The 13,483-nt window shown below is 73.2% G+C and carries 9 protein-coding genes; 2 read left to right on the plus strand and 7 right to left on the minus strand.

The window, feature by feature from the left end; all coding sequences use genetic code 11:
- The first annotated feature begins 29 nt into the window (after nt 1-29).
- Nucleotides 30-314 carry a WhiB family transcriptional regulator gene (locus ACRX5W_RS12585; protein WP_358354603.1) on the plus strand — a complete coding sequence of 95 codons (285 nt, stop codon included), beginning with the start codon at nt 30-32 and terminating at the stop codon, nt 312-314.
- Nucleotides 315-602: 288 nt separating this feature from the next.
- On the opposite strand, the gene ACRX5W_RS12590 is transcribed toward ACRX5W_RS12585, so the two are convergent.
- The 3 genes from ACRX5W_RS12590 to ACRX5W_RS12600 are packed head-to-tail and all read right to left on the minus strand — an operon-like array spanning nt 603 to nt 4,273.
- Nucleotides 603-1,166 carry a phosphoribosyltransferase family protein gene (locus ACRX5W_RS12590; RefSeq protein WP_436788151.1) on the minus strand — a complete coding sequence of 188 codons (564 nt, stop codon included), beginning with the start codon at nt 1,164-1,166 and terminating at the stop codon, nt 603-605.
- 53 nt (nt 1,167-1,219) lie between these two features.
- Nucleotides 1,220-3,190 (minus strand): vWA domain-containing protein, encoded by a 1,971-nt coding sequence (locus tag ACRX5W_RS12595; RefSeq protein ID WP_436788152.1) that lies wholly within the window; start codon nt 3,188-3,190, stop codon nt 1,220-1,222.
- 3 nt (nt 3,191-3,193) lie between these two features.
- A complete protein-coding gene (locus ACRX5W_RS12600; protein WP_436788153.1) occupies nt 3,194-4,273 on the minus strand; it encodes an AAA family ATPase in 1,080 nt (359 codons plus the stop codon).
- Between the two features lie 345 nt (nt 4,274-4,618).
- On the opposite strand from ACRX5W_RS12600, the gene ACRX5W_RS12605 reads away from it, so the two are divergent.
- A complete protein-coding gene (locus ACRX5W_RS12605; protein WP_436788154.1) occupies nt 4,619-6,388 on the plus strand; it encodes a serine/threonine-protein kinase in 1,770 nt (589 codons plus the stop codon).
- Between the two features lie 629 nt (nt 6,389-7,017).
- On the opposite strand, the gene ACRX5W_RS12610 is transcribed toward ACRX5W_RS12605, so the two are convergent.
- The 4 genes from ACRX5W_RS12610 to cobT all read right to left on the minus strand — a co-directional run.
- A complete protein-coding gene (locus tag ACRX5W_RS12610) occupies nt 7,018-8,091 on the minus strand; it encodes a DUF2637 domain-containing protein (protein ID WP_436788331.1) in 1,074 nt (357 codons plus the stop codon).
- A gap of 616 nt (nt 8,092-8,707) precedes the next feature.
- Nucleotides 8,708-9,529 carry a TrmH family RNA methyltransferase gene (locus ACRX5W_RS12615; protein ID WP_436788155.1) on the minus strand — a complete coding sequence of 274 codons (822 nt, stop codon included), beginning with the start codon at nt 9,527-9,529 and terminating at the stop codon, nt 8,708-8,710.
- Between the two features lie 112 nt (nt 9,530-9,641).
- Nucleotides 9,642-10,874 carry a uroporphyrinogen-III C-methyltransferase gene (gene cobA, locus ACRX5W_RS12620; protein WP_436788156.1) on the minus strand — a complete coding sequence of 411 codons (1,233 nt, stop codon included), beginning with the start codon at nt 10,872-10,874 and terminating at the stop codon, nt 9,642-9,644.
- A 177-nt stretch (nt 10,875-11,051) separates the two neighbouring features.
- A partial coding sequence (gene cobT / locus ACRX5W_RS12625; protein ID WP_436788157.1) for a nicotinate-nucleotide--dimethylbenzimidazole phosphoribosyltransferase occupies nt 11,052-13,483 on the minus strand: 2,432 nt, incomplete at its 5' end.

Raw genomic sequence — 13,483 nt, forward strand, 5'->3', positions numbered from 1 at the left:
CGGTCGAGCAGCAGGAGGAGAACCGGGCGATGGGGACCACGAGGATCGCCATTCCGACACCGCCACGGTACGGATGGCAGGAAGACGCGTCCTGCCGGGGTATGGACGCCGCACTGTTCTTCGGCGACGACCAGGAGCGTCCCGGTGAGCGCCGGGCCCGTGAGCGCGTCGCGAAGAAGGTGTGCATCAGTTGCCCGGTCCGCCGGCTGTGCCTGGACCACGCGTTGACCGTTCCTGAACGGCGCGGCGTCTGGGCCGGCATGGGCGAGACCGAGCGGGCCGCGCTGTTGCGGGAACGCGAACACGCGGCGTAGCCACGGGCGACCGGGCAGACCGGGCAGGCCGGGCGACAAGAAAAGCAGACAGGGAACGACGGGATCAGACACGACGGGGCCGGGCGTCGCGGGGGCGACCGGCCGACGACGCCGAGCGCGGCACATCCGAACGGCGGGAACACCGCGGAATCCGCGGTGTTCGATGCCGGGACGCGCCCCGCGGGGTCCGGCCGTGTCGGGTGCCGCCGGCAGCGCGCGCCGCGCGTGCCGTGAGCGCGTTGTGCGCGGTGAACTCCCCACAGCCGCAAGACCGGTGCGCGCGGGCGCTCAGCCCGGCAATTGATCCTCCGTCACCAGCGCCTTGACGCACAGGCGTTCGCGTACGTCCGCGGGGCAGGCGTCGACGATCACCGAGACGCCCGCCCAGTCGGCTCCGGCCTCGTCGACCATGCGTCGAACCGCGTTCGCCTGGGCTCCGGTCTCGATCCACTCGTCGACGAGCAGCACCCGGTCGCCCGGGCCGAAGAGCCGGCGCGGGGCGATCAGCGTCAGCCCGCCGTCCTGGTAACCGGGCGGTGTTCCCGCACGCAGCATCGGGTCGTCCTCCTCGCGCTGCCCTTCGCCCGCGATGCGGTACTCCTTGCGGATCTCGACGAAACCGACGCCGAGGGACAGGGCGGTCAGCGGGCCGAGGACGAGGCCGCGCGTCTCGATGCCGGCCACCACGGTCGGCTGCGCCCCGGTGTGCAGCGCGGCGAGCGACGGGCCGAGCATCCGCAGGAGTTCGGGGTCGCGCCACCAGCCGGAGAGATCGGCGAAGACCCCGACGGGGGTGTCCCGCCACGCGAAGGTGTCCCGTAGCCGCTGGACGATCTCTCGACGGTCCGTCACGCCCATATCCGGTTGGTCCGTCCTCTCTCACGGCAACCGGGCAAGGCTACCGGTCAGGCGATGTGGAACACCGGCCCCCTCGGCGTGAACGGCAGGCGTGCGCCGCGCGGTACCAGGAACGCGTGTTCGCGCCGCACGACCACGCGGTCGCAATAGCCGTCGGTGATGACGAGCACGGGCCCGTCGGCGGGGAAGTCCTCGGCGCGTTGCAGGAGATCGACGCCGGGTTGCAGGACGGTGCCGCCGCGCCCGCGCACACGAACGCTCCCGGCGATGTCCTCGACGGCCATGTAGCCCGCGTCGTACGCCGCAGCGTCGCAGAACACCACGCGGGCGCGCGGCACGTCGCGGGCCGCCGCGTACGAGGCGATCGCACCGAGCGCCTTGCCGAGGAGTTCGGGCTCCATCGAGCCGGACGTGTCGAGCACGACACCGAACGTGCAGCGCGCCGCGATCTCTTCGGGGAGGTGGCGGCCCGGGCGCGGAATGTCGGGGGAGGCTGCCTGGCGGCGTGACGCGCGGGCGAATGAGCGCCGGTGTTCCGGCGAGCGCACGTGTTCGTCGAACCAGCGGGCGAGCCTGACGTCCCAGGCGAGCGGCGGGTGTTCGAGCGCCCGGATCTCCTCGATCAGCCCGGCGGGGACGAGGCCGCGCGCCGAGTCGTGGTACTCCAGGCCCGTCGCGAGTGCCCGCCGGTAGAAGGCGTCGAGGTCGACGGCGTCGCGCGGGGCGCCCGGGCGGTCCCATGGAGCGGCCGGTGCCGCCGTGCCCTTGCGGTCGCGCCGGTCCCGTCTCTCCGCCTGCCTGCGGTCGCGGGAACGGCTGCCGCGCCGGTCGGCGGCCTGCGTGTCGCACAGCCAATCGCCGAGCACGTCACCGGTCTTGCCGCCGTGCGTGCGTCCGGCGAGCGTGTCCAGCTTCCGAGCGCGCCGCAGATCGGTCACCAGGGTGTCGTAGACCTCCTCGGCCGACAGCCCGTGCAACTGCGGGTCGTAGAGCAGCCCTTCTGGCATGTCGCCCACGCCCATGTGGATCAGCCAGTCGTTGATGACGAAGTCGCAGGCGACGTTGAACAGTTCGGGGTCGCGGCCGGCGACGCGGCGGTCGTGGCCGAGTGCGGCGTGCAGCATCTCGTGCGCCAGAACGAAACGCCACTCCCGTTCGGTGAGCCGAGCCCGCGGGTTGATGTAGATCTCCCCGGCTCTCGGGCTCACCGCCGCGATGGAGATGTCCCACGCGCGCGCCACCTCCGGGTCGTCGACGATGGTCAGCCCGGCGGCCACCGCACCGAGCAGCGGATACGAGGACACGAACCAGCCCAGCGCACGGTCCCACGGCCCAGAGGCTGCCTTGCGCCCCGCCCCGCCCACGCGCGCGTTCGCCTTCTGCATGGCCGCCTGCGCCGATTCGGCGAGACCGCGTGCGAACAACTGCGGCCAGTCGGTGTCCCACGGGCCCAGGCTCGGGTCGCGGCGGCTGGGTTCGGGGATGTAGCACAAGCACGGACGGGGGCTGTTCGGGCCGAGGCCGCGCAGCGCGTGCGGTACGCCCTCGACGGACCACCGGGCGGCGAGCGCCAGTTCGTCGCCGCCCGGGAGTTCCGGCAGGTGCACGAGGGGGGTTCCGAGGCGGAAGGCCTCCTGGGCGAAGCGTTCGACGGCGACACAGCACGCCGCCGCGTACGCCTGGGGGATCGGCTCGCCGGGGGTGATGCCGGCCTCGCGCAGGCGTTCGGGGGCGAGGTGTCCGAGGCCGAGGTGCAGCAGCAGGTGGGTGAAGACCCAGGCCCACTCGTCCGGCCGGCCGTCCCGGTACGGGTCGGCGTCGACACGGCCGACCGACGTGACCCGCGCCCAGCCGCCCGGTTGCTCCGCCGGCGCGTCCGAGAGCACCGCCTCGCGGGCGAGCCGCCACATGACCGGGTGTTCGCGTACGCGCGCCCAGCCCGCGGCCATCGCCTCCCTGCGCCGGGTGTCGTGGACCGTCTGGGCGCTCGCCCCGCCCGGGGACCTGCGTTTGGCCATGCGTCACTTCCCCGCGCGGGCCGCGACCAGACGCGGCATGTCCTTCGCGGCGTCGACCAGGAACCACGCGGGCAGGCGGGAATCGCCCTGCTCGTCGTCGGCGATCACCAATTGGGCGATCTCCAGGGATATCTCGGCCAGTTCGACGAGCAGGGTCTTGGCACGGAACGCGAACTGGCGTACTGCCGGCGAGGCGTGCCGCCTGTCCGCCGGGAGCTCTTTGACGAGCCGGGCGCGGAACGTCTCGGCGAGGAAGTACAGCAGGTCGCGGTCCTCGGGCGCGGTGGGCCAGCGCGCGGCACCCTTCACGATGGCGTCGAGGCCGTACGCGTTGCGGACGGTCTTGAGGTATGCCAGGAAGCCGGCGGCGTGTGCGGGGGTGAGCGTGCCGTACGCGAGCAGGCCGACGGTGTCGGTGCCGCGCGGGCCGCGTACGGCGTCGCCGTACGAGATCAGGGTGTCGGACAGCATGTGCCAGCTTCGCGGCGTCGAGAACGGCTCCTCGGTCTTGGGCGGGGCACTCCACAGGTGGTCCGGGCGCTGCGTGAGGTATTCGACGATCCACGGGTGGATGCCCGCGTGCACGGCCCAGGTCAGCCAGTCGGCGGCGGAGGCGCGCAGGTGCACGTGGACGAGACGGTTCGCGAGCGCGGAGGACATCGGGCGCGCGAGCGCGTTGTCGGTGGCGCGGTTCCCGGCCCCGACCACAACGGAACCGTGCGGCAGTTCGTACGTGCCGATGCGCCGGTCGAGGATCAGCGAGTAGAACGCCTTCTGCACGTCCGGTGAGGCGGCGTTGAGTTCGTCGAGGAACAGGCAGTACGGCTCGTCGCGGGCTATCTGCTCGGGCGGGCAGAAGCGGCTGCGGCCGTCGACGATCTGCGGGACACCGATGAGGTCTTCGGGCGCGAGCTGCGTGCCGAGGAGCGAAACGCATTCCAGGCCGAGCCCGTCCGCGAACTGCCGGACCATCGAGGACTTTCCGATGCCGGGCGCACCCCACAGGAACACCGGTCGCACCACGGCCACGTGCAGCAGCACGTCGGGCAGTTCGGCGGGGGTCACGGTCACGGAAGACTGCACAAACGGTCCTTGGGTCGGGGATTTCGACGGTTTTCGGGCGGTTGACGCCATGGGCGGCGTGCGCCGCGTGGCCCGGCCGGTTCCGCAACGGCCCCGGACCGACTGTGGTTTGGCCCGGACGCGCAGCGCGGGCCGAGGACGGCTGAGCGCCGAACCGCGTCCAGGGTGGCGGTCCGGCCGTACGATGTCACCCGGTTTTGCGCGGCTCGCTCCGGGGCGTTGTTACCGCTGGAAGCACGGACATTCCTCTACCGTGTGTGCCAGACGGCCGATCGTCTCCGCTCGGCTGCCCCAATCGACGGTCCGCGCAGGCGGGAACGACCACGTGCGAGGAGAACTCCCCCGATGACGATGGTGCGGCTGCGGCGGCAGGACCCGCGCGTCGTCGGGTCGTACCGTCTGCTGCGCCGCTTGGGCGCCGGCGGCATGGGCGTGGTCTACCTCGGCACCGACCGGCACGGCAACAAGGTCGCACTCAAACTGATCCGGCCGGAGTTGGCCAACAACCCCGAGTTCCGCTCCCGGTTCGCGCGCGAAGTCGCCGCGGCCGCACGGGTGCGCGGCAACCGCACAGCTCCCCTGGTCGACGCCGACCCGGAGGCCGCGCGGCCGTGGCTGGCCACCGCGTACGTGCCCGGCCCCTCACTGCAACGGCGGGTCGGCGAACGCGGGCCTTTGGGATGCCTCGACCTCGCGCGCGTCGGCTCGGCGGTCGCGGACGGCCTGGTGTCGGTGCACGCGGCCGGCGTGGTGCACCGGGACGTCAAGCCGTCGAACATCCTGCTGTCACCCGACGGGCCGCAGATCATCGACTTCGGCATCGCGTACGCCGACGGCGCCGGGACGCTCACCCACACCGGCACGGCGGTGGGGTCGCCGGGGTTCCTCGCACCCGAACAGGTGCGCGGCCAGCCGGTGACGCCGGCCACGGACGTTTTCGCCCTCGGGGTCACGCTCGGCTATGCGGGGCGCGGGAGTTCGCCTTTCGGCTCCGGCCCGGTCGATGTGCTGTTGTACCGGGTCGTGCACGAGGAGCCCGATCTCGAAGGGGTGCCCGATCCGGCGGTCCCGCTCATCTCGGCCTGCCTGGCGAAGGATCCGCTGATGCGCCCGAGCGCGGAGGAAGTCCGCGACCGGTTGGCCGTGTTGGCGCGGCGTCAGCTTGAGGCGACGGGCGAGGCCGGGTCCCGGTCGGGCGGGGTACGTGCGGGCGGGGCGAAGTCCGGCGGGCCGGGCTCCGCTTCCGGTGGCGACCACGGCGGTTCCGGTTCCCCGGGCCCCCACCGCTCGGGATCGCACGGCACCGCCGCGGCGTCCCCGGCGCGTTCGGCTGCGAAAGCCGCCGGCGTCGCGGGTCTGGCGGCTGCGGCAGGGCTGCTGAGCGACTCCCCCGGCGCCTCGGAGGCGGCAGCGGCCCCCGCGTCGGGATCGGACACCGGACGCAACCGCACGGGCGGCCGTCCGCCCGGCAAATCGCGGTCTGCGGCGGGCCCGGGGCCGCGGTCGCGCGGCGGCTCGACGAACGGCGGCGGCGCCCGGCCGTCGGCGAGGCAGCGCCGGCGCGTGCTTCTCCACCAGGCGATCGTGTTCGTGATCGTGACGGCGGTCGTCGCCCTCGCCATCGCGGCGTTCCAGGGCGGTGACGACCGTCCGGCCAGGTCGAGCGACCCGGCCCACCAGGTCGTCGAAGACGGGCCCGGGGCGCTCACCGCGGCGGCGGCGGCCCCGGTGGCCGACTGGGCGAACCGCACGTACGCCGACCCGACGGCCGGGGGTGCGTCCGTCACCCTCATCGGCGGCACGGCCACGGTGGGCGCGGACCGCGTGGACCTCAGCGCGACCGTCCCCGCGACGTTCGCCGGCGAGCCGGCCGCGGTGGTCATCCTGACGCGCACACCGCTGGACGGCAGCGCCGCGACGCAGTTCGTCGAACTGTTCCGCTTCGACGCGGGGACGCCGGTGGCGCTCGGGGTCAAGGCCGTGCAGGCCGACCCCCGCGCGACGTCGACGCGCTGGTCCGTCGAACCGGGCGCGATCCTGCGCACGGTCACGGTCCCCGGCCAGCCCGACGTGGTGACCCGGTACGACGTCCGGACCGACGGCAGCCTGCGCTAGGTCAGCGCTAGGTCAGCGCCAGGTCGTGTCTTCGACGTCGCGTCGGGTGGGCCGCGTCGCGCCGGGCCTGGACGGCCCTCCGTCGTGCCGTGCATCGGGGGCGCCGGTTCCGAACTCGTACTCGGTCGTACTTGAGAAATCGGCAACGCCGCGAGGTGCGGTGCCGGGCCTGGGAGGGCCGCCGGGCCCGGCGTGCGGCCCCGGTGGGAGTTCGAAGACACGGCCCAGGGGCCGTCGGCGCATCTCTCGGGGCTCGTGCGGCGTGCTCGGCGCGCTCGTGGCGTCTCGGACGGACCGACCACGAATTCGCCTTCCCTGCGAGCCGGGTGCGGGGCCGTGGAGCGGCTTTCCTGCCGACGGCAGCCTGCGACGGGCCGGGGCCACCGAATCGCACCGCGCCGGCGTCGGCACGTGGGTTGCGGTCAGCCGGTCCCGACCACCGCCGTGACCCGAGCGAGCACCCCTCGTCACCGACGGCTGCGTGCTTGTGCGTCGTCCGGCGGCCCCTGCCCGGGCACACAACCGTGAAGGGCGCCCCTCTCGTGATGCGAGAGGGGCGCCCTTCTGGGGAAGTCGCCTGGTGGTCCGGGTGGTTCGTGGTCCGGCCGGATTCGTCCCGGTGCGCCGGGTCAGCCGAACTGGCGTTCCAGGTCCTTCAGTTTGCGTTCGAGCGAGTCGAGACGCGGGAGGGTCATCGTGTCGTCCTCGGCGGTCAGGTCGATGACGTCCTGTCCGCCTCCGGCGGCTCCCTCGGTCGTCGAGGGAAGGGCAGGACGGCTCGAAGTGTCGCCGCTGTCGAGGGAGTTGGTGGTGTGGCCGGCAGAGCTTTCATCTATGGCCGGCTCCGAAACTGCTTCGGAGCCCCCACCTCCTGGCAACGCCGCGATCTCCTGGCGCGGGCCGGAACGGCCCCAATGGCGGCTCTCGCCGCGGCTGATGGCCTTCAGTTGCGCCCGCTCGCGCTTGCTCTGGAGCCGACGGAGCTCCCGCGTCTCCTGCTTGGTGCGGCGGTCCTCACGGACCTCCTCGACCGCTTCGTCGAGCGTACGCACGCCTTCGAGCAGCATGAGCGACCACGCCGCGTACGTCTCACGCGGCGCACGCAGCCACCGCACGATACGAATCTGCGGCAACGGCCGCGGCACCAAACCCTGTTCACGCAGAGCAGCGACGCGCGTCTGCTTCAGCGCACGGTCGAACAGCACCGCGGCCGCGAGCGACATGCCCGCGAAGAACTGCGGGGCGCCGTCGTGTCCGACACCGCGCGGGGCGTGCAGCCAGTTGAACCACGCGGACGCGCCGGCGAACGTCCAGACGAGGATACGGGATCCGAGCGCCGCGTCGCCGTGGCTCGCCTCGCGGACCGCCAGGACGGAGCAGAACATCGCCGCACCGTCGAGGCCCAGCGGCACGAGGTATTCCCAGCCGCCGCTCAGCCCGAGGTTTTCCCGCCCGAAGCCCATCAGGCCGCGGAACGACAGGGCCGCGGCGACGGCGGCGCAGCAGAACAGAAGCGTGTACGACGCGATGCCGTACCACAACTCCTTGCGCCGCCTTCGCTCTTGGTCCCGCTCCCAACTGTCGTCGAGGGCGGCCGTCGCCGCCGCCGACTCGCGCTTCGCGCGAAGGAGGTACGCCACCAGCGCGACCAACAGCACGAATTGGACCAGGCCGACGACGGCCCAGGCCAGGGGTACACCCATGATCTTCATGAAGCCGTTGTGCCTCACTTCCCATACCTGGTCCGGAAACCGCGGACGCCGTTGCCCCTTGGCCATGAGCCAATCGGCGCGCACCGGACCGGAGTTCGGAGCGTTCCCTGCGCGCCGGATGTCCCCTCGTACGGCGCCCTATCTTGGCGGAAAAACCGCTTCGCGTATCCCGAATGCCGGAACAACCCCTCTGTGGGTGAAAACGGGCTCACCAACAGGGACTTGCCGCGACGGCCGGGCGCATACCGATGGGACGCTCCGAAACCGGTGCGGTCGAAAACTCGACCGCCCGAAGATACAGCCGTTCGGGTGACGCGTGCGCCGACACACCGCCCCGTGGACGCCAAAGGTGCCGAAAATCCGTGCGGCAATTGGCTGTTGCGGCGGGAGGCTTGCCGCACAACGGACATGACGGGCCCTCAGGTGGAACTCCCGGGAGGAACGGAACCGATTACGACGCCATCAAGCTACACCGACGCGCCGTGTCCTTTGGCGGGCCCCCGGAAGATGAGGCCGAGGCGGTGCGCCACCCGCGACCGCGCCCGTGCGGGGCCGGGCGCGCAGACGGCCGCGGACGGGTTCCGGCGGCTCAAACGCGGAAATCGCGTCAGGCGTCGGGGCGGCCGTGGCCGACGGCGTAGAACGCGACGGCCGCCGCGGCACCCACATTGAGGGAGTCGACGCCGTGCGACATGGGGATGCGCACGAGTTCGTCCGCGGCGTCGAGTGCCTTGCGGGTGAGCCCGGGGCCTTCCGCGCCGAGCATGACCGCGCAGCGTTCCACCGCGGTGCGCGGCAGTTCGTGGAGCGGGACGGCACGGTCCGCGGGCGTCATCGCCAGCAGTGTCAGCCCGGCGTCGCGCACGGCGGTGAGGGCCTGCGGCCACGGGGCGAGGCGCGCGTACGGCACGGAGAAGACCGCGCCCATCGACACCTTGACCGCGCGGCGGTAGAGCGGGTCGGCGCAGTCCGGCGAGAGCAGGACCGCGTCCATGCCGAGTGCGGCGGCGCCGCGGAAGATCGCGCCGATGTTGGTGTGGTCGTTGACCGCCTCAAGGATCGCCACGCGTTGGGCGCCGGCGAGGAGTTCGGCGACCGGCGGCAGCGGTTTGCGTTGCATCGAGGCGAGCGCGCCGCGGTGCACGTGGTAGCCGGTGACCTGTTCGACGGTTTCGGGCGCGGCGACGTACACCGGTCCTTCGGCGTGCCCGATGACGTCGGCCATGGCGTCCAGCCAGCGTTCGGTCAGCAGCATCGAGCGCAACGGGTAACCGGCGTGCAGGGAGCGGCGGATGACCTTTTCGCCTTCGGCCATGAAGAGGCCTTCGGCGGGCTCCCGGCGGCGGCGCAGGTCGACGTCCGTCAGGTCGGTGTAGTCCGTCAGGCGCGGGTCGCGCGGGTCGTCGACGCGGATGACGCGCAAGGTCATCCCGGCCTCCCCGGGGCGCTGCCCGGTGCCCGGGCACCGTCGGGCCCCGGCGTCCCCACGGACGGCGGGACCGGCGGCGGAAGCGTCGGCGGCGTCGCTGTCACCGCACCCGTCACCGGGCGATCTCGTCGGCGACCGCCACGACGTCGCCGACGATGACGATCGCGGGCGGCCTCATGCCCTCGGCCTGCACGTCGGCGGCGGCCTGGGCCAGCGTCGTCCGCAGCGTGCGCTGCGTCGCCATCGTGCCCTCCTGGATGACCGCCACCGGCGTCGCGGCGTCGCGGCCGTGCTCGATCAGGGTGTCCGCGATGGCGCCGAGGCGTTCCATCGCCATGAGCAGCACCAGCGTGCCGCGCAGGCGGGCGAGCGCGGGCCAGTCGACGAGCGACTGCGGGTTGTCGGGCGCCACGTGGCCCGAGACGACGGTGAACTCGTGGGCGACGCCGCGGTGCGTGACCGGGATGCCCGCGGTCGCGGGCACCGAGATCGCGCTTGTGATGCCGGGGACGACCTCGACCGGGATGCCGGCCTCCGCGCACGCGATGGCCTCTTCGAAGCCGCGCCCGAACACGTAGTTGTCGCCGCCCTTGAGGCGCACGACGAACTTGCCGGCCGACGCGTGCTTGACGATCTCGTTGTTGATGGCCTCCTGCGCCATCGCCCGGCCGTACGGAATCTTGGCGGCGTCGATGACCTCGACGTCCGACGAGAGCTCGTCGAGCAGGGCGCGCGGACCGAGTCGGTCGGTGATGACGACGTCGGCCTCGGCGAGCAGGCGCCGGCCGCGCACCGTGATGAGGTCCGGGTCGCCGGGGCCGCCGCCGACGAGGGCGACACCCGTCCTCTTGCCACGGGAGTGCGCCGCACCGAGCCCGCCTTCGCGCATCTCCTCCAGGACGCGGTCGCGCACGGCCGCGGCCCGGCGCGGGTCGCCGCCCGCGAGCACCGCGATCTGGAGTCCGTCGTGCCGCCCGCTCGCCGGTGTCCAGGCGCTGGCGTGCGAGGCGTCGTCGGAGCGTACGCAGAAGATTCGGCGCGCCTCGGCATCGGCTTCGACGGCCGCGTTGACCTCGGGGTCGTCGGTCGCGGCGATCACGTACCACGCGCCGTCCAGATCGTTCGCCCGGTAGCCGCGGCGCTCCCAGCGCAGCTCGCCGTCGTCGGCCATCGCCTCGACGGACGGGGTCGCGGCCGGTGCGACGACCAGCACATCGGCCTTCGCGTCGACGAGCCCGGGCAGTCTGCGGCGGGCGACCGTGCCGGCCCCCACCATGACGACCTTGCGCCCTGCGAGGCGGAGGCCTGCGGGGTAGGCGGGGACGTCGTCGTACTTCGGGGACATGGCGCTCTTTCTCACTTTTCGTCGGGGCCCGGGGTGCGGGCCCGTGGGGCATGCCGTCCGCGCACGGGAGTATGCCCGAACACGTGCGCGCGGCGGTTCGCGCGGGTGCGTCCGGGCCGGGACGGGGATGGTGCTCCCTGCCCCGGCCCGGACGGTTTCCGCGTGGTCCCGCCCGGTTCAGCCCGTCTTGCCGCTGACTCCGGCGGAGTCGAACGTGGCCACATCGTGCATCACGCGGGCCGCGCTCTGCACCAGGGGCAGCGCCAGCACGGCCCCCGTGCCCTCGCCGAGGCGCAGCTCCAGCTCGACCAGCGGACGCAGGCCCAGCTTCGCCAGGGCGGCCGCGTGCCCTGGCTCCGCCGATCGGTGGCCTGCCACGCACGCCGCGAGGGCGTCGGGCGCGATGCGGTGCGCGACCAGCGCGGCGGCGCCGGCGATGACACCGTCGAGGATGACGGGGGTGCGCAGTGCCGCGGCGCCGAGGATGAAGCCCGCGAGCGCCGCGTGCTCCAGCCCGCCGACCGCCGCGAGGACGCCGATCGGGTCGTCCGGGTCCGGAGAGTGCCGGGCGAGCGCGGCCCGGATCACCTGCACCTTGTGGTCGTGCATGTGGTCGTCGATGCCGGTTCCGCGGCCGGTGACCTCGGCGACGTCCGAGCCGGTGAACACCGCGATCAGCGCCGCCGACGCGGTGGTGTTCGCGATGCCCATGTCGCCGGTCAGCAGGCAGCGGTTGCCCGCGGTGACCAGGTCGCGGGCGGTCTCGATGCCGACCTCTATGGCACGCATGACCTCCTCGCGCGACATCGCCGGCCCCTGCGTCATGTCGGCCGTGCCTGGACGCACCTTGCGCGGCAACAGGCCTGTGGCGACCGGGAGTTCGGCGGCGACACCGACGTCGACCACACACACCTCGACACCCACCTGGCGGGCGAACGCGTTGACCACCGCGCCTCCCGCGAGGAAGTTGTGCACCATCTGCGCGGTGACCTCCTGCGGCCACGGCGACACGCCCTGCGCGTGCACGCCGTGGTCGGCCGCGAAGACCGCGACCGCGGCGGGCTCGGGCACCGGCGGCGGACACACACGTGCCAGCCCGGCCAGTTGCGCGGAGATCATCTCCAGGACGCCGAGCGAACCGGCCGGCTTGGTCATCACCTTGTGGCGGCTCCACGCCGCGCTGAGCGCCTTGGCGTCGAGCGGGCGCACCGCGCGGATCGTCTCGTCGAGAAGGCGCACCGGGTCCTCGCCGGGCAGGCCGCGGCGACCGTATTCCTCCTCGTGCACGACCCACGACAGCGGCCGCTGTTTGGCCCACCCGGCCTGTTCGAGCTCGGGTTCGTCCGGGAACGCGTCGACATAGCCCACGCAGAGGTACGCCACGATCTCCAGGTGTTCGGGCAGGCCCAGGACCGTACTGAGTTCGCGCTCGTCGAAGAAGCTGACCCAGCCGACGCCCAACCCCTCCGCGCGCGCCGCGAGCCAGAGGTTCTCGACCGCGAGGGCGCTGGAGTACGGGCCCATCTGCGGCTGCGTGTGGCGGCCCAGAGTGTGGCGTCCGCCGCGCGTCGAGTCGACCGTCACGACGATGTTGACGGGCGTCTCCAGGATCGCCTCGGTCTTGATCCCGAGGAACTGCTTCGCGCGGGCCTTCGGCAGGGACGAGGCGTACGCCTCGCGCTGGCGGGCGGCCAACTCGTGGACGCCGGCGCGGGTCTCCTCCGAGCGGATCACGACGAAGTCCCACGGCTGCGAGTACCCGACACTCGGCGCGTGGTGCGCGGCCTCCAGGACGCGGATGAGGACCTCGTCGGGCACCGGGTCGGAGCGGAAGCCCGTGCGCACGTCGCGGCGTTCCCGCATGACACGGTGCACGGCCTCGCGGGACGCGTCGTCGTACGCGGGCGCGGGCTCGCCGGGCTCCTCGTCTTCTTCCGTTGTCTCCGCTCCCTCCGGAACGCTGCCGGTTTCCTCCACAGGTGCCTCCTCCGCCTGCGCGGCGACCGCTTCGGCACCGACTGGTTCGGTACCGGCCGGGTCCGTGTCGTGGGCGTCCGCCGCGTCGGCGGGCCGGGCCTCGGCGGTTTGGCCCTCGGCGGCGTCCGCTCCCGCCTGGTCGGGGACGGTCTGTGCCGGAGCGGGCGTTTCCGGCAGGACGGCGGCGGCTGGCTGCTCCGGTTGCGAGGCTGCCGCCGGGGCGGCGGGAGCCGGTGCCGGTGCGTCCGATGCCTGGGTTCCGGCATCGGACGGCTCAGCCGGGGCGGCCTGCGGCGCCGGGTCTTGTGCGGGGGTGTTCTCCGCGGGGGAAGACGGCGTGTCCGGTGCCTGGTCGGCCGGCCCGCCGTCCGTCGGCTGTGCGGGCGCGGCTTGGGCACCGGAGGCATCGGCCCGGCCCGCGGATCCGCCGACGCCTTCCTGCTCGTGTGCCGGGCCCGTCCCGGAGGTCCGCGCCTGCTCGGCAGGGGCCGACGACTCCGCCGGAGCGCCTTCTGCTCCCAGCGGTGTGGCCTGGACTGCACCTGGGTCGGCCTGAGCGGGCACCACCGGCTGCCCCAGGGGCACGGTGGCGGGGGGGGGGGGGGGGGGGGGGGGGGGTGGGGGGGGGGGGG

The sequence above is a fragment of the Yinghuangia sp. YIM S10712 genome (assembly GCF_051388935.1).
GTDB lineage: Bacteria > Actinomycetota > Actinomycetes > Streptomycetales > Streptomycetaceae > Yinghuangia.